Below are 19,857 nucleotides of genomic sequence, written 5' to 3'. Positions count from 1 at the left end.
GGTTCAGAACAGCTCGTGCAAGTGGGGGATCGACGTTTGCGCGCCGGGCTTGGTGACGCTCCAGGCGGCCGCGCGCTGGCCTTGGCCGATCGCTTCCGCCTCGTCCATGCCGGACGCCAGGCCCGCCACAAAACCGCCGATAAAGGTGTCGCCGGCGGCCGTCGTGTCGACGGCTTTTACCGCTTCGGCCGGGAACGTGTAATCGCCGCCATACAGGGCCGCGTGCACGCCCTTGGAACCCAAGGTAATGATGACGTTGTCGCTGCCCAGCTTTTGCAGCGCGCCCGCCAGCGCCTTGACGTCCGCGCCTTCCGGGCTGACGCCGGCCAGCATGGCCGCTTCGATTTCATTCGGGATCAGATAGTCGACCAGTTCCAGCACGCCTTCCGGCAAGCTGGCGGCCGGAGCCGGGTTCAGCACGACGGTCTTGCCCAGCGAACGGGCCAATTTGATCGCGTGCACGACGGTCGCCATCGGCGTTTCCAGCTGCAGCACGACGATGTCGGCCTGTTCGATCAGCGCCTTCGCCGCGTCGATGTGCGCGGGGCTGAGCAGATCGTTGGCGCCGCCGGCGATCACGATGCTGTTCTGGCCGTTGTCATCGACAAGGATGGAAGCGATGCCGGACGCGACGCCAGGCAAGGTGGTGATGTGGCTGTCGATGATGCCGTCGCCGACCAGCGCGGAGCGCAACGTCGCGCCAAACGCATCGTCGCCCACGCAGCCGACCATGGCCACTTGCTGGGCGCCCGCCACTTTGCCGCTCAGACGCGCGCAGGCCACGGCCTGGTTGGCGCCCTTGCCGCCAGGAATGGTTCTAAACGCGCCGCCCGTCAGGGTTTCGCCGGGAAGGGGCATGCGCGGCACGCGCAAGACCAGGTCCATATTGATGCTGCCGATAACCACGATCATGATGTCATTCCCATCAGTTCAGTTGCAGGTAAAGAAGTAGGTACAGAAGAAGGCACTGCGACGGCGGCACTGGAACCGCGCACGTGCAGCTCGGGCGCGATGCTGCGCTGCTGGCGCGGCAAGGCGGGGTCCGCGATGCGGGCCAGCAGGCAGGCGGCCGTGATGTGGCCCAGCTCGCGCGTATTTTGCGCCACGCTGGTCAAGGCCGGGTGCACGAAGCTGGCCAGGTCGATATCGTCGAAGCCGACGACGGCCAGGTCCACGGGCACGGCAATGCCCCGCTCGGCGGCGGCGCGCAGGGCGCCAAAGGCCATCAAGTCATTGCAGCAGAACAAGGCGTCGGGGCGTTGGCCTGGCGGCAGCGCCAGCAGATCCAGCGCGGCCGCATAGCCGCCCGCGCTCGTGAAATCGCCATGGCGGCACAGCGCATCGTCCATGACCACGCCCGCGTCCGCCATGGCATCGCGCGCGCCGGCTATGCGCTCGTTGGAAATGCTCACTTCGCGCGGACCGGCGATGCAGGCGAGACGCCGGCGTCCCAGGCCCAGCAAATGGCGCGCGGCCAAGGCACCGCCAGCGCGGTTGTCGACGGCCACGGCATCGATGGACAGGTCGCTGGGCGCGCGGTCGAGCAGCACGGCCGGCACCTTCATCTTGCGCAGCAATTCGCCATCGCTGTCGGCCAGCGCGGACAGAATCAAGCCGTCGCAGCGCTTGGTCAGCAGCACATTTAAATAGTCGCGCTGCTTGACGGGGTCGTCATCGGAATTGCACAGGATCACGCTGTAGCCGGCCGCGTAGCAGCTGTCCTCGATGCCGCGCGCTACTTCCGAAAAATACGGGTTCGTATTGTTGGGGATGATGAGGCCGATGGTGCCCGTGCTGCGGCTGCGCAAGGAACGCGCCAAGGCGCTGGGCACGTAATGCAATTGTTCCACGGCCGCCAGCACGGCGCGGCGCGCCTCGTCGCTGACTGGGCGGGTATTATTGAGGACGTGCGATACGGTGGTAAACGACACCCCCGCCGCCTGCGCCACTTGTTTGATGGTTGCCATGGGCCAGTATTATGAACGCTCGCCGCGACGGCGGTAGGTGTCGAGCACCACGGCCGCGACGATCACCAGGCCCGTGACGATGCGTTTCACGGGTTCGGACACGCCCACTTGCGCCAGGCCCGCTTCCAGCACGGAAATAATCAACACGCCGATAAAGGTGCTGATGACGGAGCCGCGTCCGCCCATCAGGCTCGTGCCGCCGATCACGACGGCGGCGATCACTTGCAATTCCATGCCCACGCCGCCGTTCGGGTCGGCCGCTTCCAGGCGCGACACCTGGAACAGCGCGCCCACGCCGGCGAGCAAACCCATCAAGGCAAACACCAGCACTTTCGACGGTTTCGTGTTGATGCCGGACAAACGCACGGCTTCTTCATTCGTGCCGATGCCGATCCAGTGGCGTCCCAGCACCGTGCGCGTGAGCACCAGATGACCGACGACAACGATGGCGATCGAGGCGATGAAAGCGGGCGACAGGCCGAAGGCGATCGGCGAGCTGATGCCGTCAACGGCGCTGCCGATGTATTCCGTGCGCGAGTTCGTCACCTGATACGCCATGCCGCGCGCCATTTCCAGCACGCCCAGGGACACGATGAACGAGGGAATGCGCCAGCCGACGGAAATCAAGCCCGTGGTGGCGCCGCACAGGGCGGCGACGAACATGCCCAGCAGGGCTGCGCTCCACACGGGCCAGCCCCAGTGCACGACGGCCAAGGACAGCACGGAGGCGGCCAGCGCCATCACGGAGCCGACCGACAAATCGATGCCGCCGATGATCAGCACGAAGGTCATGCCGACAGCCATCACGACCAGGGTCGGGATGTTGTTCGACAGGGTGCTCAAGGTGGCCAAGGTAAAGAAGTTTTCGCTGGCGAACGAGAACAGCACGCACATGGCCAGCAGGGCGCCGATCAGGCCCGCATAGTTTTTCAGGTCGGCCAGGCTGCGCTGCAGATACGAAGGAGAGGAATTGGTGGTCATGGGAATCTTTCCGGCGGATCAGGCCGCAGCTGGAGTGGAAGTGGGGGTCAAATAGCCGGAGAAGGCGGCCGACAGCAGCGCGTCCTGGCTCCAGGCGCCGCGCTCGAAGGTCTCGACGATGCTGCCGGCGCTCATGACGGCGATGCGGTCGCAGATCAGCATCAGTTCGCGCAAGTCGCTCGAGACGATGACGAGGCCCTTGCCCTGGCGCGCCTGTTCGGCCAGCACCTGATAAATATCAAACTTGGCGCCGATATCGATGCCACGCGTGGGCTCGTCGAACAGCATCACGGGGCAGTCGCGGTACAGCCAGCGGGCGATCACCACCTTTTGCTGGTTGCCGCCGGACAGTTCCGCCACCGTTTGCGCGCTGTTGCGCGAGCGGATGCCCAGGCGCTCGATGTAATCGTCAGCCACCGACGCTTCGGACGCATCGTTGAGCCAGCCTGCGCCGCTGACGGTGTCGAGCGAGGCCAGGGTCGTATTGACGGCGATGGACTGGCGCAACAACAAGCCTTGTCCCTTGCGGTCTTCCGTGATCATGGCGATGCCCGCTTTCACCGCTGCCTGCGGCGAGGCCAGGGCGGCCGGCGTTTCGCTGTCGCCAAGGAACACGTCACCGGCGTCGGCACGGTCGGCGCCGAAGATCAGGCGCAGCAATTCCGTGCGGCCCGAGCCGATCAGGCCGGCGATGCCGAGGATTTCACCGGCGCGCAAGTCGAACGAGGTCGGGTTGACGACCTTGCCGCGCGCCAGTCCCCGCACGCGCAGCAGCGGCGCGCCTATGGTGCGCCCGCTCAAGTCCACCGCATCGTCGGCCGAACGGCCCACCATCAGGCTGACCAGGTCGGCGGCGGAGTGGCCCGCGATATCGTCGTCGCACACGAGCTGGCCGTCGCGCAGCACGGCGATGCGGTCGGCCACGCGCTTGAGTTCTTCCAGGCGGTGGGAAATATAGATGATGCACACGCCTTCGGCTTTCAGGCGTTCAATTTGCAGGAACAGCAACTCCACTTCGCGGTGCGTCAGCATGGCCGTCGGCTCGTCGAGCACCAGCAGGCGGCAGGCGCCAATCAGATTGCGCGCGATTTCGATCATTTGCTGGTGGCCGATGCCCAGTTCGCCCACGAGGGTCCACGGGTCGAGTCCGCCCAGGCCCACTTTTTCCATCTGTTCGCGCGCGTCGCGCTCGAGACGGGCGCGGTCGATGAAGCCGAAACGCTGCGGCAGGTTTTTCAGGTACAGGTTTTCCGCGATCGACAGGGTAGGAATCAGATTGAGTTCCTGCATTACCATGCGGATGCCCAGCGCTTCGGCCGCGCCGCGCGAGGCGGGCTGGTAAGGCTTGCCGTCGAGCAGCATCGTGCCCGTGGTGGCTTGCTCCAGGCCGCAGATGATCTTCGACAAGGTGCTCTTGCCAGCACCATTTTCACCCGTCAGCGCCATGACCTGGCCAGGGGCGAAGCGCAGGCCCACGCCGCCCAGCACGGGGCCGACATAGGACTTGCCGATGTTATCCAGGGTCAATAGAGGGGGGGCGGCTGATGGCGCCGGGGGGATGTCGGTAGGCATGATAAAACTCCGCGGAAAAAGACGGCGGGGCCGGCGCCAGCAATGTTGCTATGGCGCTGGCCCCGGCGGGATCAAACGATCAGGACTTGGCGCCCTTGGCAACCAGTTCGACCTTGGTTTCGATGACGCCACCCAGATCGGCCTGTTTCTTCTTCTGCGCCAGCGCTTTGAGCACGGTGTCGATGCCGAACACGGCTTGCTGCGAACCGAACTGGTCGGCGGTAGCCAGCACGCGGCCATCGGCCAGCATCGGCTTGATGGCGTTGATGTTGTCGTAACCGACGACGAGCACTTTGCCCGTCTTGCCGGCCGCCTTGATGGCCGACACGGCGCCGATGGCCATGTTGTCGTTACCGCACAGCAAAGCCTTGATGTTCGGGTTGGCGTTCAGCATGGCGGCCGCCACCGTGTTGGCAGGGGCGATTTCCCACTGGCCCGACTGCACGCTGACAACCTTGGCGCCGGCCGCGTTCATGGCGTCCTGGAAGCCCAGGGTGCGCTGCTGCGCGTTGTAGGTCGTCGACACGCCTTCGATGATGCCGACCGGGTCACCCTTCTTGATCTGCTTGGCCAGGAAGTCGCCGACCACCTTGGCGCCCTTGCGGTTGTCCGGGCCGACGAACGGCACGGTGATGCCCTTCTCTTTCAGGGCGCCTTCGTCGAGCTTGTTGTCGATATTGACGACGATGATGCCCGCGTCGATGGCTTTTTTCAGCACCGGCACCAGCGCTTTCGAATCGGCCGGGGCGATCACCAGCGCGTTGACGCGCGAGACGATCATTTGCTCGACCAGCTTGATCTGGCTCGACGTATCCGTCTCATCCTTGATGCCGTTCGACAGCAGGTCGTACTTGGCGGCATTGGCCTTCTGATGCGCCTTGGCGCCATTTTCCATGGTCAGGAAAAATTCATTGGCGAGCGACTTCATCACCAGCGCCACCTTCGGTTTGGCAGGTGTCTGCGCCATCGCCGGTACGGCGGGCAAGGCACACACCAGGACAGCGGCGGCAATCATTTTCAGGCGAATACGGGATGTCATGAGCGTCTCCAGAGTTGTTGGTCAAGCACGTGTGGATCATGCTTTTATGGAATTTTACGATGCGCAAACGTTTGCGCGAAGCGAATAGTGCCTCAATGCCCTATTCCAGTGCAAGCAAAACTGTATGTGCGGTGCAGCAAAAAGGCGGCGCCCAGAGGGAAAGGGGCAGGCCGATGCGATCAGCCTGCCGAGGGGAAATGCGCGGAAGTCAGGCGTTTGTTGCGGGACGGGCGCTGGCCCATTGCACGGCCAGCACGCTGGCCAGCACCAGCAGCAAGCCCAGCATCGACCAGCCCGTCATGGCCTGGCCCAGCAAGGCCCAGCCCAGCACGACGGCCATCAGGGGGCTGAGCAGCCCCAGCGAGGAAACGGCCACGGGCGACAGCCTGGCGATGCCGCGAAACCACAGCGCATATGCCAGCAGGGCGCCGGCCAGGCACAGGTAGGCGTAGGCCAGGACTTGCTGCCAGGACAGCGCCGGCAAGGGCGCATCGGCCAGCCAGGCGACGGGCGCCAGCATCAGGCCGCCCAGCAGCAATTGCCAGCCCGTCAGCGCCAGCACGGGCAAGTCCGGCTTCCAGCGCCGCGTCAGATAGGTACCGGCCGCCATGCAGGCCGTGCCGCCCAGCGCGGCGGCAATGCCGATCGGTTCCCACACCGTACGCGGCGACAACAGCAACACGGCCATACCCGCCACGCCCAGCACGCTGGCCCCCAAGGCCAGGCGGGCCGGACGGCGCCCTTCCACGCCCCAGGCCAGGCCCATCACCAGCAGCGGCTGGATGGCGCCCACCACGGCCGCCAAGCCGCCGGGCAAGCGGTAGGCCGCGACGAACAGCAGGGCCTGGAACACGCCGATATTCAACGCCGACAGGATCAGCACGCGGCCCCAGTCGCGCCGCGCGGGCAAGCGACGCATCACAAGCAGCAACAGCAAGCCGGCCGGCAGTACGCGGATCAGGGCCGCCGTGAACGGCCGCTCCGGCGGCAGCAGTTCGGACGTGACGATATACGTGGAACCCCAGATCAGGGGCGCCAGCGCCGTGAGCACGATATCGCCCCAGGCGGGGCGGACAGGAGAGGCAGGCATGGACTATCTCGACATCAAGATAAAAAGCCAGTGTGGGCGCGAACTATCTTGATGTCAAGATAAATTGACGTTGGGTCGCCGCCAGACGGGCGTAAAAAAGCCCGGCATGGCCGGGCTCCGGGATGATGCGAGACAGCAAGCTGCGCCGTCTGGAGAAGGGGCTAGTCGCGCACCCGCTGCAGGACCGCGATCCGCAAGCCGCCAAGCATGAGCGTGGCCGTATTGTTGCTGTTGCTCAGACTGACCTGCATGGGCATGCCGCCCCGCTCTTCCGAGAGGATCGTCACGACATTGCCCTCGGCGGTAAACGTGGCCTTGCTTGCCTTGCCATGTTCATCGATCATGCTATCCCGCGTAAATTCCAGGACTTCGCCCGCCGAGGTCTTCCATTTGCCCACCAGCGGATGAGCGCCAAAGCGGAACAGGCTTTTCAGCTTGTCCAGCATGCCCGCTCCTTGCGCGCCGGACGCGTTGCGCATGGCGCCCGCCATGGCCATGGCGGCCTCGTGCATTTGCGCGCGGTCGGTGACTTGCCATTGCTTGTCGACCAGCGCCAGCGGCAGTTGCACTTCCAGGTCGCCATGTGGCAAACGCTGCAGGATCAGCGCACGGTCCGGCGATTTGGCGAGCCATGCCGCTTCATCGGTCAGCGCCAGCTTGGCTGTCGCCATCGCCACCTGCTGACCGCCCATGTCGCGTACCTGCTCGTAGCCGCTGACACTGGCCACTTTCACGCCCTTGGCCACGCACAGCTTGTCGCCGCGCAAGGCGGCCTTGCCCGGGGCGGACAGCGCGTAGACAAATTGCGATTGCGTGATCCAGCCACCGCTGCTTTGCTCGACGGGAGCGCTGTACAGGCCGCCGCGCACGAGGATATCGAGCCATTGCCGAGTGGAACTGTCGTACGACGCCACGCGGATTTCTTCCTTCTGGTACGGCAAGTTGGACAAGCACAGCAGCTTGTCGCGCGCCGCCTCGTCGGCCGCCAGGTGGGCATCGATGGCGCGGCTGAAACTGCCGGCCGAGGCCGCCTCGGGCGCCAGCAACCACGCCAGTGCACCACCGGCCACGATGACCACCGCCAGCACGCCGCCGGCGATCATGACGTGGCGCCGCTGCACGCCGGCGCCCGCCGGCTTGGCGGGCGCGGCGGGTGCCGGTGCCGGTGAAGGCGACGACGCGGCGTTGACGGCCTTGCCGCACTCGTCGCAGAAACGCGCGTCCGGCGTGTGGGCGGTGCCGCACTGTTTACAGAATTGCGCCATGGTCTGCCTTACTTGAGTTTATGCGCGCATTCGCCGCAGAACACGTCATCGGACGCGACCGGTGCCTTGCAGCTTGGGCAGTGCAGGCTGTCAACGGGTGCGGCAGCCGGCGTGGCCGGCGTGGCCGGTGCGGCCGGTGCGGCCGGTGCGGCGGGAGCAGCCGCCTGCTCGGCCAGGGCGCGCGCGCGTTCACGCGCTTCCTCGGCTTTTTTCTTGACCGTGGCCAGGCCGTCGTTCAGGCTCGCTTCCGAGGCGCTGAAATCGACGTTGCGCGTGGCGTTCAGGTAAATGATGCACACGCCCTTGGTGAAGATCAGGCCCGGTACCACGGCCGCGGCCGCCATCAGCAAGCCGCCCCCCAGACCGGCTGCGATGATGTAGCCGGAACCGCCATTCAATCCCGAAGCCAGGGAATACATGTTCATCTGGCCGCCCAGGCCCAGGATGCCGGCCGACATGCCGCTCGTCAGCGACACGCCGGTACCGACCACGCCAAAGATCAGCAGCGCCACAAACGTCGTGATCAGGAACAGCAGCACTTCCAGCAAGATCACGGACACCAGCTTGGTGCGCACGATCAGGTTCAGGCGGGCAATGATCTGGAACACGGTGGCGCCCGACCAGGCGGCAGGGCCGGCCAGCGGCAGCATCACGTAGAACAGGGCAAACACCAGCACGCCCAGCACGATGGCCGACAGCGGGAAGACGACCGTGTACAGCACGGGGCCAAGCACGGGAATCTTGCAGACGAACAAGATGATGGCGATGGCGATCATGGCCGCCAGCACGATCAGAAATTCCAGGAACACGACCGCGATCAGGCGATGGCTCGTGTACAGCGAGACGAGCACGGCATCGACCAGGCTCATGCCAGGCTGGCCTTGCGCATCGCGCATCAGCAGGATGCCCACGGCGTTGGAGCCGTAAAACATCACGAGGAAGGCCATCAGGCCGCCCAGGAAGCCCAGCAGCACGCTGCTCATGCTGCCGGCAAGCATCGTCAACAGGCCGCCGACGAGCACGGCGCCGATGAAGGTCAGGGCCAGCAGGGCAATCGCGCGGAAGTTCTTGATGGCGTCGGTCGCTTCGATCAGCGAGCCGAGCGCGGAGGAAAAGGGAAGAGGTTTAGCTGCTTCTGTGGAAATGGTCATGTGTGGCCTGGAAGGGTCAATCGGGGAAAAGGGCAGCCTGCCTGGCCGCCCCGGGATATGGATGGGTTAGTAGGCGCGGGCCAGTTGCAGCTCGCTCGCGGGCGCCTGGCGCTGGACGATCTGCAGCTTGACGTCCTGGCCACCGACGCGCTTGCTATTCAGGTACAGGGCCGTGCGTACCGGGTAAATGCCTTGCGGCACGCCTTCCGGCATGGGAATCGAGAAGCCGCCCTTGTAGGCGCCGCTGCCGTTGTTGCTGCTGACCACCTTGCGCACGGTTTTGATCAACTCGCCATTGGGCTTGTACAGGCTCAATTCTTCTTCGACCAGCGGGTTCGGATCGCGCGTGCCGGCCGCCACTTCGATATACGAATTGGTCTGCGCCTTCTGGCCAGGACGCACGGACGATGGCGTAAAGCCCGTCTCGTATTTCACCAGGGTCGATTGCTCGGGCAGCTTGCCCTTGTTCGCCACCTTGTAGTCGGTCTGCACTTGCTGCGCCGTCTTGACTTGCTGGCTTTGATAATTGAGGGCCACGCAGGCGAGCGCGCCCAGGCTGGCGCCCAGTGCCGCGCCGCGCACGGTGTTGGTGCCACCGCCCAGCAAGCCGCCCACGACGGCGCCGATGCCGGCCAGCATGGCCGTATTGCATTCGCCGCTGGCCGCTTCCGTGCCTGCGGCGGTGGTGTTGCCGGTGGCGCCAGGGCCGCCCGGCGCGGCGCAGCCGGCCAGCATCGAGGACACGACCAGCAGCGCCACCATGGGCTTGGCAATTTGTTTCAAGTTTTTCACGTTATTCTCCGGAAAGATCAAAATAGGAATGGGAGGCAAGCGGCGCCGCTTACTCGATCTGGATTTGCGACAGCGCCTTGTCTTGCGCTTCTTTCGCCTTGCGCTTGATATCGAGCGCATGGCGGTTGCCCGCATCCATGCGCAACACGGCATTCGCGTTGGCAATGGCACAGTCGTATTTGCGCTGGCTCATGCAGTGGCTCGCTTCGGACAGGCTGTCCGTGATCACGCTTTCCAGGCCGCTGGACTGTTTGACAGGCGCCGGCGGCGGTGTCGCCTTGACGGGCTTGGCCGGCTTTTCCGCGACGGGGGCCGGTGCTGGGGCCGGCGCTGGCTCGGGAGCAGCGACAGGAGCCGGTGCAGGAGCGGCGGCAGGTACTGGCGCCGGTGCAGGCTCGGCTGCGGCCGCAGCGGGCTCGGGCGCCGTGGCGCCATCGAGCGCCGGGTCGCTGATGGCCAGCGGCTGCTCGGCGGCAGGTGCAGGGTCCGCCTGCGCTGGCAAGGCTGGAACAGCTTCCGGCACCGCGGCAGCCGGCTTGCCTGACATGAAATAGTAAGCGCCCGCACCGCCCAGCAGCACCACCGCTGCGACGGCGGCGGCGATCAGTTTCGTGCGCTTGGCAGCTGGTAGACTGTCCGCGGGCACGTCGGCGGCGGGAACAGCTTCGGGCGCTGGCTCGGGTGCAGCTTCGGGCACGGGATCGGCACGGCGCTTTTCCAGCACGGGCGGCGGCGGCGCGACCGGTTCCGGCACTGGCGCCGGGGCGGGCTCGACGGCGGGCTCAATCACGGCTTCAAGCACAGGTTCAATCCCCCCCACAATCGCTGGCGCAATCACGGGCTCCGGCAGCGGCAGCGGCGGCGGCACGGGCGCGGCAACGGGCGCCACGGCAAAGCTGAACGCGCACTTGGGGCAGAACTTGGCGTCCGGCTTGCAGTCATGGCCGCACTGGCCACAGGATTTGCCTGGCACCGGGGCGGCGGCAGGCGCAACGGCAAACGTGGTGCCGCAGGAAGAACAGAATTTGGCGCCCGGTTTATTCTCGGCTTGGCAGGAAAGGCATTTCAATTGGCATCTCTTTTCATATCAACGCTGGGAGCCGCGTACGCTGGCGCTTGCCAGAATGGCAGCTTTGTTGCCGTACGGCTAAATATCCAAGGAGTATATTTTCAAACACCAAGTTGCCACAAGGGAAAATTGTCTTTTGCTCTATTCAATTTTTAAATATTGGTAAAAATCCTGCCGCGCCCGCATTTTGTGCCCCATCCTGGTGCGCAGATAACAAAAAACCCGGCAACGCTGTACGCGTTGCCGGGTTTCAGTCAATGCCCGAGGGGGAGGAACCGCTTACTTGCGTCCGCCCCGTGCCGGCGCCCCATGGCCGCCCTTGGCTGGCGGCTTGCCGCCACGCCCCATCGGCACGGCGGCCGGCTTGGCCTTGGTTTTGATGGTCGACAAGATCGATGGGCGCACTTTCGACTCGACGGCCGTCGCCTTCGGCGCGGCAGCCGTGCCGCCCAGGGCGATGCGGTTCTTGCCCGGCGTCACCTTGAACTTGTCCGGCGTGCCGGCGCCATGCGTCTGGCGGCTGCGTTCGCCTGCGGCCAGGCCGCCCGATTCCGACGACGTCCAGGCGGGTATCAAGTGCTTGTCGCCATTGCCGATCAAGTCGCCACGGCCCATGTTGACCAGCGCTTCGCGCAGGATAGGCCAGTTGGCCGGGTCCTGGTAACGCAGGAAAGCCTTGTGCGTGCGGCGGATCTTGCCGCTGCGCGCCGTTTCCACCACTTCCGAGTCCGCCGTGACCTTGCGCAAAGGATTCTTGCGCGTGTGATACATCGTCGTGGCCATGGCCATCGGCGTGGGCATGAAGGTTTGCACCTGGTCCAGCTTGAAATTGTTTTTCTTCAGCCACAGGGCCAGGTTCAGCATGTCCACGTCCGTCGTGCCCGGATGGGCGGCGATGAAGTACGGGATCAGATACTGCTTCTTGCCCGCTTCCAAGGAGAAACGGTCGAACATTTCCTTGAATTCGTCATACGCGCCGATGCCGGGCTTCATCATCTTCGACAAGGTGCCCTCTTCCGTGTGCTCAGGGGCAATCTTCAGCAAGCCGCCGACGTGGTGCGTCACCAGTTCCTTCACGTACTCGGGCGAACGCACGGCCAGGTCATAGCGCAAACCCGAGCTGATCAAGACTTTCTTGATGCCAGGAATGGCGCGCGCCTTGCGGTACAGGGAAATGAGCTTGCTGTGGTCAGTGCCCAGGTTCACGCAGATGGATGGGTAGACGCACGACAGGCGGCGGCACGACACTTCGATCTCTTTTTCCTTGCACGCCAGGCGGTACATATTCGCCGTCGGGCCGCCCATATCGGAAATGGTGCCCGTAAAACCTTTGGTTTTATCGCGGATATGCTCGATTTCGCGCAGGATCGACGGTTCCGAACGGCTCTGGATGATGCGGCCTTCATGCTCCGTGATCGAGCAGAAGGTGCAGCCGCCGAAGCAGCCGCGCATGATGTTGACGGAAAAGCGGATCATTTCCCAGGCGGGAATGTGCGCCTTGCCATAGCTCGGGTGCGGGGCGCGCGCGTAATTCATGTCGTACACGCCATCCATCTCGTCCATGGCCAGCGGCAACGGCGGCGGGTTCAGCCACACGTCGCGTTCGCCGTGCGCCTGCACCATGGCGCGCGCATTGCCCGGATTCGATTCCAGGTGGAACACGCGCGACGCATGCGCGTACATGACGGGGTCATCCTTGACGACGTCGTACGATGGCAGGCGCACGACCGTCTTGTCGTGCTTTTCCTTGGCCATGGCCAGGCGCTCTTCGCGGCTCATGATGCGGATAGGCTTGATGACTTCGGCCGATTTCGACGCATTTTCCGTGGCGCAGGCGGTCTTGTCTTCCTGCACCATCTCGTAGGGGCTGTAGTGCGGATCGATCTTGCCGGGCACGTCGACGCGGGTGGAATTGTGCACGCCCCAGTCGTCGCCGGGCAGCCAGCCGGACGGCACCATGAAGGCCGTGCCGCGCAGGTTGCGGATATCCTTGATCGATTCGCCGGCGGCCAGACGGTGCGTCAGGTCGACCAGCGCCCGCTCGGCATTGCCGAAGATCAGCAAATCGGCCTTGGAATCGGGCAAAACGGAACGGCGGACCTTGTCCGACCAGTAATCGTAATGGGCGATGCGGCGCAACGATGCTTCGATACTGCCGATGACGATGGGCACGTCGGGATAGGCTTCGCGCGCGCGCTGGGCGTACACGGTGACGGCGCGATCCGGGCGCTTGTTCGGTTCGGCATTCGCCGTGTAGGCGTCGTCGGAGCGGATCTTGCGGTCGGCCGTGTACTGGTTGACCATGGAATCCATGTTGCCGGCGGTAATGCCGTAGTACAAACGCGGCTTGCCGAGGATGCGGAACGCATCGGCCGACAGCCAGTCCGGCTGGCTGATGATGCCAACGCGGTAACCTTGCGCTTCAAGCAGGCGGCCGACGAGGGCCATGCCGAAACTCGGATGGTCGATGTAGGCGTCGCCCGTGACGAGGATGACGTCGCACTGGTCCCAGCCCAGCGCGTCCATCTCGGCACGCGACATCGGCAGGAAAGGCGCCACGGCAGCGCGGGCAGACCGCTTGGGAACGGTCGCAAATAAATTGGTAGGGGAGCTCATAGGGTACGGATTGTACCGGAATTGGCCATTTCCAACCTGACGGCCTGCTTTTTACTGTTGGATTTCAGTACAAAAAACGTTTATTTTTCAAACACTTGGGGAAATGTGGCCCTTGGGGTCAGACCCTTCAGGGGTCTGACCCCAGCTTTTCCCCGGGTTACATCAGATCCCCATATTCGCCAGAATCTCACCAAGTTCCCGCAGCGCCGGCTCCAGTTTCGGATGCTTGACCGCAAACTTGGCCGACAATTCCTGGCTGCGCTCGGCCAGTCCATAGGTGGTCGACTCTTCTTCCTGTTCCTGCGCGGCGCGCTTTTCCAGCAGCTGCTGAATATCGCCATTGAGCTGTTGCAGCAAACCATGCGTTTCTTCATCCACAGGATCGCCAGATGCGATGGTCGATTGCAGCTGTTGCAACGATTCCTTGAGTTTGCTATCCATGTTTTTTCCTGTCAGTCGGTAAATTGTGTGTCCAGGAACAATTGTTCCACCTTGCTTCTGGCCCACGGGGTCTTGCGCAAAAACTTCAGGCTCGACTTGATGCTGGGATCGCTGATGAAGCAATTGATATCGATGTGCTTGGCCAGGCCATCCCAACCGTAATGGGCTTGCAGGCGCGTCACAATCGCTTCCAGGGTAATGCCATTCAAATCTTGCTGACTCATAAACTCTTTCGACTGCCTTCTTGTTTACATCTTACTCAATTCTACGCCGCCGGCACGGAAAGCTTGCGTGCGCCAGGTCAACGCAACGCAAGCTTCTGATGAGGACGTCTTACTTGGCGTTCAAGCCGCGGCGTTCCAGCAATGGTTCCACGGTGGCATCACGGCCGCGGAAGTCACGGAACAGTTGCAGCGCATCGACGCTGCCGCCGCGCGACAATAACTTGCTGCGGAACCAGTCGCCATTCTTGCGCGTCAGGCCGCCGTTTTCCTTGAACCAGTTGACCGATTCCGCATCCAGCTTTTCCGACCACAGGTAGGCGTAATACGCGGCCGAGTAGCCGCCCGAGAAGCTGTGCGAGAAATACGTGGTGCGGTAGCGCGGCGGCACGGGAGCGTAATCGACGCCCGCGTCTTTCAGCGATGCCGCTTCAAAGGCCAGCACGTCGGTCGGGATCTGGCTTGGCGCCAGCTGGTGCCAGCGCTGGTCCAGCAAGGCCGCCGACAGGTATTCCGTCGTCATGAAACCCTGGTTGAATTTCTTCGCCGCCGTCACCTTGTCGAGCAATTCCTGCGGCATGGCCGCGCCGCTCTGATAGTGCTTGGCATAGTTTTGCAGCACTTCCGGCCAGACGGCCCACATTTCATTGACTTGCGATGGATACTCGACGAAGTCGCTCGGCACGCTGGTGCCGGCAAAGCGCGGGTACTTCACGTTCGAAAACATACCGTGCAGCGCATGGCCGAATTCGTGGAACATGGTCGTCACTTCATCGAACGTCAGCAAGGTCGGCTGGCCGGCCGGCGGCTTCGGAATGTTCAGCTGGTTGGCCACGACCGGATGCGTGCCCATCAGCATTGACTGCGACACGTATTCATTCATCCACGCGCCGCCATGCTTGTTGCCGCGCGCATAGAAGTCGGCGATGAACAGGGCCAGCGGCTTGCCGTTGGCGTCCGTCACGTCGTAGACGCGCACGTCCGGGTTGTACACCGGTAGATCAGTACGCTGCTTGAAGCTGATGCCGTACAGTTTATTGGCGGCAAAGAAGACGCCGTTGTTCAGCACGCTGTTCAATTCCAGGTACGGTTTCAGCTCGTTTTCATCGAAATTGAACCGTTGCTTGCGCAGCTTGTCCGTGTAGATGGCCCAGTCGGCCGCCGCCACCTGGAAACCGCCTTTTTCCGCATCGACCACTTGTTGCAGGTCGGCCGCTTCGCGGCGCGCGTTGGCGACGGCTGGTTTCGCCAGTTCCGACAGCAGGGTGTTGACGGCCGTCGTCGTCTTGGCCGTCTGGTCCTCCAGCGAATACGCGGCGTAGTTGGCGTAACCGAGCAAGGTGGCCCGTTCGGCGCGCAGTTTCGCCAGTTTCAATACGATGGCGCGGTTGTCGAACTCGCCGCCCTGGCTGCCCCGGTTCAGCGACGCATCCATCAGGCGCTGGCGTGTCTTACGATCCGTCAATACGGCCAGCGGCGGCTGGCCGCTGGTGTTCACCAGAGCAATGACAAACTTGCCCGTCAGGCCGCGTTCCTTGGCGGCGGCGGCGGCCGTGTCGATATCGCTGTCCGTCATGCCGGCCAGTTCAGCGCGCGTGTCGACGACGATGCTCTTGGCATTCGTTTCCTTCAGCACGTTTTGCGCGAAGGCCGTTTCCAGGCCCGCCTGCTCGGCGTTATAGGCTTTCAATTTTTCCTTGTCCGCATCGGACAGCTTGGCGCCGGCGCGCACGAAATCCGTGTGATAGCGTTCCAGCAGGCGCAAGGATTCGGCATCGAGGCCCAGCTTGTCGCGCTTGGCGTACAGGGTGTCGATGCGGGTAAACAGCTTCGGATTCAAGGTAATCGCATCGCCATGCGCGGCCAGTTTCGGCGACACGTCCACTTCCACCGCTTCCAGCACGGCATTGGTATTGGTCGACGTCATATTGCTGAAGATGCTCTGCACGCGGTGCAGCAACTGCCCCGTACGCTCGAGCGCCACGATGGTATTCTCGAAGGTGGGCGCCTGGCGGTTGTTGGCGATGGCGTTGACTTCGGCCAGCTGGCGTTTCATGCCTTCGGCAAACGCCGGCGCGTAGTGTTCGTCCTTGATCAGGCCGAACTGCGGCATCTGGAATGGCAGCGGACTGGCTTTCAGCAAGGGGTTCTGGGCGCTGACGGCGGCGGCAGGCGCGGATTTTGCGGTGGCGGCAGCCATGGCGGATGGGGCGGCGTGGGCCAGCATGACGCTGGCGGCGATGACGAGCAGTTGTGGACGGATCATGACATCTTTCTGAAAGCGCGGGGAAGAGCCGCGATCGCGTCGCGGGCCAGTGGCAGATCATAGCAGCCTGTCACACAGGCGTCATCCAACATGGGCGATCCTGTGGTGCATCACGCCAAATGCCCGGTTTACCACGGTTTGCAATCGAAATCTCCAAATAAAAATGGCCGCCAATTGCTTGGCGGCCTTTTTCATTGACCCGGCTTTCACACCGGAATCATCCGACTTGCTTGCCGGTTTATTTGCCGTTCAGGCCACGGCGTTCCAGCAGCGGTTCGATCTTCGCATCGCGGCCGCGGAAGTTGCGGTAGATGTCGAGCGCGTCGGCGCTGCCGCCACGCGACAGCAGTTTATTGCGGAACCAGTCGCCGTTCTTGCGCGTCAGGCCACCGTTTTCCTTGAACCATTCGACCGTATCGGCATCGAGCTTTTCCGACCACAGATACGCGTAGTAGCCGGCCGAGTAGCCGCCCGCGAACGCGTGCGAGAAATACGTGGTGCGGTAGCGCGGCGGCGCCGGGGCGAAATCGACGCCCGCATCCGTCAAGGCGGCTTTTTCAAAGGCCAGCACGTCGGTGGGGATTTGCGCCGGGGTCAGCTGGTGCCAGCGCTGGTCCAGTAGGGCCGACGCCAGGTATTCCGTGGTTTTGTAGCCCTGGTTGAAATTGTCGGCCGCCGTCACTTTCGCCAGCAGCTCGGCGGGAATCGCCGCGTCCGTCTGATAGTGCTTGGCATAGTTTTGCAGCACTTCCGGCCACAGCGCCCACATTTCATTGACTTGCGACGGGTATTCGACGAAGTCGCGCGGCACGCTGGTGCCGGCGAAGCGCGGATATTTTACGTTCGAAAACATGCCGTGCAGCGCATGGCCGAATTCGTGGAACATGGTGTTGACTTCGTCAAACGTCATCAGGGTCGGCTGGCCCGCTTCCGGCTTCGGGATGTTCAGGTTATTCGCGATCACCGGCTTGCGGCCCAGCAAGGTCGACTGGCCCACATAGGCATTCGCCCAGGCGCCGCCGCGCTTGTTGCTGCGCGCGTAAGGGTCGAGGGTGAAGATGGCCAGCTGCGTGCCGTCTTCATTGAAGACGTCGTACACCAGCATGTCGGCGTTGTAGACGGGCAAATCGGTACGCTGCTTGAAGGTCAAGCCGTACAATTTGCCGGCGGCAAAGAACACGCCCTTGGTCAGCACGCTGTGCATTTCAAAGTACGGTTTCAATTGCGTTTCATCGAAGTTGTAGCGTTCGGCGCGCACCTTGTCGCTATAGAAGGCCCAGTCGGCGGCGCCCACCTTGAAGCCGCCTTTGCCTGCATCGATGACCTTCTGGATATCGTCCGCTTCACGGCGCGCATTGACGACGGCCGGCTTCGCCAGCTCGCCCAGCAGGGCGTTCACGGCGGTGGTGTCGTGCGCCGTCTGGTCTTCCAGCGAATACGCCGCATAGTTCGGGTAACCCATCAGCGCGGCACGTTCGGCGCGCAGTTTCGCCAGTTCCAGCACTTCCTGGGTGTTGTCGAACTCGCCGCCACGGCTGCCGCGCGCTTGCGAGGCGGCCATGATGCGTTCGCGCAAGGCGCGGTTGGTCAGCAGCGACAGCGGCGCCTGGCCCGTCGTGTTGACGAGGGCGATCACGTATTTGCCGTCCAGGCCGCGTTTCTTGGCCAGGCCGGCGGCCACTTCGATGGCGGCGGGCGACAGGCCGTCCAGTTCTTCGCGCGTGTCGACGACGACGGCCGAAGCGTTCAATTCTTTCAAGACGTTCTGGGCGAACTTGGTCGACAGGGCAGCGAGCTGGCCGTTGTAGGCGCGCAGTTTTTCCTTGTCCGCCGCCGACAGCTTGGCGCCGGCGCGCACGAAGTCCGTGTGGTAGCGCTCCAGCAGGCGTTTCGATTCGGCATCCAGACCCAGCTTGTCGCGCTTGGCGTACAGGGTGTCGATGCGCTTGAAGAGTTTGTCGTTGAGCATGACCGCGTCGCTGTGGGCCGCCATTTTCGGTGCCAGTTCGCGTTCCAGGCCCTGGATCGTGTCATTCGTATTCGAGCCGGACATCACGGAAAACACAGTGCGCACGCGGCCCAGCAACTGGCCCGAGCGTTCCATGGCGACGATGGTGTTGTCGAACGTGGCCGGCTTCTTGTTGTTCGCAATCGCACTGATTTCCGCCAGGTTGGCGGCCATGCCTGCCGCAAAGGCGGGCGCGTAGTCGGCGTCCTGCACCTTGTCGAACGGCGGATAGTTGAACGGCAGGCTGCTCGCTTGCGCAAACGGGTTCGAGGCGGGCAAGGCTGCCGCCGCGGTAGCGGTGGCGGCAAAAGCGGCGGCGGCAGGCGCCAGCACCAGGCTGGCGGCGATGACGAGCATAGTTGGACGGGTCATGTCTTCTTTCAAGAAACGCAAGAGAGCCGCGATTGTGTCGCGGGCCAGCCTGAAATAATAACAGTCTGAAACACTTGCGTCACCAGCAACTACCGATGGTATCGCGCCAGGCGGTGATGAACGGTTTTCATGCCTTGCGCATGAAAATGTCTTTTAATAGTGCGGCGGACGCTCGTTGACCAGCCCGCCATTGGCCTGCTGCGCCCCGTCGCGCACGTGTTCGCCCAACTTGTGCAGCATCGCCTCGAGCTGGTCGATGCGCTTGCCCTGCTGGTACACCATCTGGTTCAGCGACTCGACCAGGTCTTCCTGCTGCGCCAGCTTGATTTCGATATCGACGAAACGTACTTCCATCTGTTCTGCATTGTCCATGGTGCTCTCGGTGATTCCTGACTGAAAGGGAGCATTTTAACGCGTGCCTTCACACAGACCGCATCGTGCCGGTAGACAACGATGCGGAGCGTGACCAGGTTCTATTTCGCGGATAGGTCGGCAGGCAGGCCACGCAGCGCCAGGGCAGCCGCCATACTGGACAGGCCCAACAGGTAAAACACCACCATGGCCAATAACACGGTGCCATACAAAACCACCTGCATGGCGCTGGCGCTCCCCGTAGACGCCCAGCACACCGCAGCGACCGCTATCATGCCGGCAAAGACCGCGATGATACGTGTGAGCGTGGCTTGCGCATAACGCCAGAGATTGTCAAAGTCATTGTAGGCAAACCGCGCCAGCCTACCCTTGCATTTGATGGCCATCACGCTAAGCAGCAGCATGGCCAGGACTGTGAGCAAGACCGGATAGCCGAAGCCGGACAACAGCTGGAACGCCAGGGCGGGCCAGCGCGAGTCGCCGCGCCACCAGCCCAAACCGGCGACGGCACTGCTCAAGGTGAACAGTAGCGCGGGACGGGTCAGCGAAGACACGGTCAGCGGAGCTTCAAATGGATGGGTCATGGCAGCCTCAAAAAAGTGGAAGATACTCCGTATAGCACCGCCGTACCATTT

The 19,857-nt window shown here is 63.3% G+C and carries 17 protein-coding genes; all 17 read right to left on the bottom strand.

The window, feature by feature from the left end:
* Positions 1-3 precede the first annotated feature (3 nt).
* Positions 4-912 (bottom strand): ribokinase, encoded by a 909-nt coding sequence (gene rbsK, locus BLU39_RS23145; protein ID WP_092717453.1) that lies wholly within the window; start codon positions 910-912, stop codon positions 4-6.
* Positions 909-1,967: a LacI family DNA-binding transcriptional regulator gene (locus BLU39_RS23140; RefSeq protein WP_092717450.1), complete on the bottom strand. Its 1,059-nt coding sequence runs from the start codon at positions 1,965-1,967 to the stop codon at positions 909-911. The genes rbsK and BLU39_RS23140 overlap by 4 nt, the downstream gene beginning before the upstream one ends.
* Before the next feature lie 9 nt (positions 1,968-1,976).
* Positions 1,977-2,948, bottom strand: coding sequence for an ABC transporter permease (locus BLU39_RS23135; protein ID WP_092717447.1), 972 nt, complete (start codon positions 2,946-2,948; stop codon positions 1,977-1,979).
* Positions 2,949-2,966: 18 nt separating this feature from the next.
* Positions 2,967-4,520, bottom strand: a complete 1,554-nt coding sequence (locus tag BLU39_RS23130) for a sugar ABC transporter ATP-binding protein (RefSeq protein ID WP_092717444.1) — start codon at positions 4,518-4,520, stop codon at positions 2,967-2,969.
* Positions 4,521-4,599: 79 nt separating this feature from the next.
* Positions 4,600-5,535 carry a sugar ABC transporter substrate-binding protein gene (locus BLU39_RS23125; RefSeq protein ID WP_227742192.1) on the bottom strand — a complete coding sequence of 312 codons (936 nt, stop codon included), beginning with the start codon at positions 5,533-5,535 and terminating at the stop codon, positions 4,600-4,602.
* Between the two features lie 232 nt (positions 5,536-5,767).
* A complete protein-coding gene (locus BLU39_RS23120) occupies positions 5,768-6,649 on the bottom strand; it encodes an EamA family transporter (protein WP_092717441.1) in 882 nt (293 codons plus the stop codon).
* A gap of 161 nt (positions 6,650-6,810) precedes the next feature.
* Positions 6,811-7,914 carry a zinc-ribbon domain-containing protein gene (locus BLU39_RS23115; RefSeq protein ID WP_092717438.1) on the bottom strand — a complete coding sequence of 368 codons (1,104 nt, stop codon included), beginning with the start codon at positions 7,912-7,914 and terminating at the stop codon, positions 6,811-6,813.
* An 8-nt stretch (positions 7,915-7,922) separates the two neighbouring features.
* Complete coding sequence (locus BLU39_RS23110; RefSeq protein WP_092717435.1) at positions 7,923-9,065, bottom strand: zinc ribbon domain-containing protein; 1,143 nt, start codon at positions 9,063-9,065, stop codon at positions 7,923-7,925.
* 66 nt (positions 9,066-9,131) lie between these two features.
* On the bottom strand, positions 9,132-9,857 hold the full coding sequence (locus BLU39_RS23105; protein ID WP_139178452.1) for a hypothetical protein: 726 nt from the start codon (positions 9,855-9,857) through the stop codon (positions 9,132-9,134).
* Between the two features lie 49 nt (positions 9,858-9,906).
* Positions 9,907-10,926: a zinc ribbon domain-containing protein gene (locus BLU39_RS23100; protein WP_092717428.1), complete on the bottom strand. Its 1,020-nt coding sequence runs from the start codon at positions 10,924-10,926 to the stop codon at positions 9,907-9,909.
* A 279-nt stretch (positions 10,927-11,205) separates the two neighbouring features.
* Entirely contained in the window at positions 11,206-13,467 is a 2,262-nt protein-coding gene (locus BLU39_RS23095) for a YgiQ family radical SAM protein (protein ID WP_217635106.1), read from the bottom strand.
* 237 nt (positions 13,468-13,704) lie between these two features.
* Positions 13,705-13,983, bottom strand: a complete 279-nt coding sequence (locus tag BLU39_RS23090) for a DUF4404 family protein (protein WP_092717421.1) — start codon at positions 13,981-13,983, stop codon at positions 13,705-13,707.
* A gap of 11 nt (positions 13,984-13,994) precedes the next feature.
* The gene (locus BLU39_RS23085; protein WP_092717418.1) at positions 13,995-14,207 is read right to left on the bottom strand and encodes a VF530 family protein; all 213 of its coding nucleotides are present in this window, start codon (positions 14,205-14,207) and stop codon (positions 13,995-13,997) included.
* A gap of 109 nt (positions 14,208-14,316) precedes the next feature.
* Complete coding sequence (locus BLU39_RS23080; RefSeq protein ID WP_092717412.1) at positions 14,317-16,470, bottom strand: M3 family metallopeptidase; 2,154 nt, start codon at positions 16,468-16,470, stop codon at positions 14,317-14,319.
* Between the two features lie 238 nt (positions 16,471-16,708).
* Positions 16,709-18,850, bottom strand: coding sequence for a M3 family metallopeptidase (locus BLU39_RS23075; protein ID WP_254789044.1), 2,142 nt, complete (start codon positions 18,848-18,850; stop codon positions 16,709-16,711).
* A 153-nt stretch (positions 18,851-19,003) separates the two neighbouring features.
* Positions 19,004-19,222, bottom strand: a complete 219-nt coding sequence (locus tag BLU39_RS23070) for a SlyX family protein (RefSeq protein WP_034753936.1) — start codon at positions 19,220-19,222, stop codon at positions 19,004-19,006.
* 101 nt (positions 19,223-19,323) lie between these two features.
* Positions 19,324-19,806 carry a hypothetical protein gene (locus BLU39_RS23065; RefSeq protein WP_092717407.1) on the bottom strand — a complete coding sequence of 161 codons (483 nt, stop codon included), beginning with the start codon at positions 19,804-19,806 and terminating at the stop codon, positions 19,324-19,326.
* Positions 19,807-19,857 lie beyond the last annotated feature (51 nt).

The organism is Janthinobacterium sp. OK676 (assembly GCF_900103595.1).
Taxonomy (GTDB): Bacteria; Pseudomonadota; Gammaproteobacteria; order Burkholderiales; family Burkholderiaceae_D; genus Janthinobacterium.
Note: the sequence above shows the minus strand (reverse complement) of the source record. Positions and strands in the feature narration are given on the sequence as shown.

Bases quoted from the DNA above. Each gene is read 5' to 3' on its own strand.
- rbsK (WP_092717453.1), bottom strand. From the start codon at position 912: ATGATCGTGGTTATCGGCAGCATCAATATGGACCTGGTCTTGCGCGTG.
- BLU39_RS23140 (WP_092717450.1), bottom strand. From the start codon at position 1,967: ATGGCAACCATCAAACAAGTGGCGCAGGCGGCGGGGGTGTCGTTTACC.
- BLU39_RS23135 (WP_092717447.1), bottom strand. From the start codon at position 2,948: ATGACCACCAATTCCTCTCCTTCGTATCTGCAGCGCAGCCTGGCCGAC.
- BLU39_RS23130 (WP_092717444.1), bottom strand. From the start codon at position 4,520: ATGCCTACCGACATCCCCCCGGCGCCATCAGCCGCCCCCCCTCTATTG.
- BLU39_RS23125 (WP_227742192.1), bottom strand. From the start codon at position 5,535: ATGATTGCCGCCGCTGTCCTGGTGTGTGCCTTGCCCGCCGTACCGGCG.
- BLU39_RS23120 (WP_092717441.1), bottom strand. From the start codon at position 6,649: ATGCCTGCCTCTCCTGTCCGCCCCGCCTGGGGCGATATCGTGCTCACG.
- BLU39_RS23115 (WP_092717438.1), bottom strand. From the start codon at position 7,914: ATGGCGCAATTCTGTAAACAGTGCGGCACCGCCCACACGCCGGACGCG.
- BLU39_RS23110 (WP_092717435.1), bottom strand. From the start codon at position 9,065: ATGACCATTTCCACAGAAGCAGCTAAACCTCTTCCCTTTTCCTCCGCG.
- BLU39_RS23095 (WP_217635106.1), bottom strand. From the start codon at position 13,467: ATGTCGCGTGCCGAGATGGACGCGCTGGGCTGGGACCAGTGCGACGTC.
- BLU39_RS23090 (WP_092717421.1), bottom strand. From the start codon at position 13,983: ATGGATAGCAAACTCAAGGAATCGTTGCAACAGCTGCAATCGACCATC.
- BLU39_RS23085 (WP_092717418.1), bottom strand. From the start codon at position 14,207: ATGAGTCAGCAAGATTTGAATGGCATTACCCTGGAAGCGATTGTGACG.
- BLU39_RS23080 (WP_092717412.1), bottom strand. From the start codon at position 16,470: ATGATCCGTCCACAACTGCTCGTCATCGCCGCCAGCGTCATGCTGGCC.
- BLU39_RS23075 (WP_254789044.1), bottom strand. From the start codon at position 18,850: ATGACCCGTCCAACTATGCTCGTCATCGCCGCCAGCCTGGTGCTGGCG.
- BLU39_RS23070 (WP_034753936.1), bottom strand. From the start codon at position 19,222: ATGGACAATGCAGAACAGATGGAAGTACGTTTCGTCGATATCGAAATC.
- BLU39_RS23065 (WP_092717407.1), bottom strand. From the start codon at position 19,806: ATGACCCATCCATTTGAAGCTCCGCTGACCGTGTCTTCGCTGACCCGT.